We start from the raw sequence: 410 nt of genomic DNA on the forward strand, positions 1-410 counted from the left end.
TCATCGGCCGCCTTGGCACGGTCATACAGGGCTACATCGTCGAGATCCTCGAACAGGTGCTTCACCTTGTCCCAAACGTCATCGGCCGCCTTGGCACGGTCATACAGGGCTACATCGTCGAGATCCTCGAACAGGTGCTTCACCTTGTCCCAAACGTCGATCGGCACGACTGCAAAGGCCCGCTGGCCATCTTGCTCGATAAATTGGATGTCGGTCATTGATAGGCGCCCCCGCGCGGATTGAGACGGATTCCCCGCCAGCATGTCGATCTTGCTGCGGATCTGGGTGGCAACGTTGCGCGGCATGGCCTTCAAAGCCCGGCGCGCCTGTCTGGAAAGGTCAACTTCATGGACGTGCGTCATATTAGCTTATCGCTAAGTAATCCGCAAATAAAATTAGCAACCGAAATG

The 410-nt window shown here is 56.1% G+C and carries 1 protein-coding gene; it reads right to left on the reverse strand.

Features of this window, described 5'->3' with window-relative positions; genetic code table 11:
* Positions 1 to 362, reverse strand: a 362-nt coding sequence (locus AC1DKR_RS21280; protein WP_478035156.1) for a hypothetical protein, incomplete at its 3' end; no start/stop codon positions are given.
* Positions 363 to 410 lie beyond the last annotated feature (48 nt).

This window comes from Stenotrophomonas sp. 01N47 (assembly GCF_056399165.1).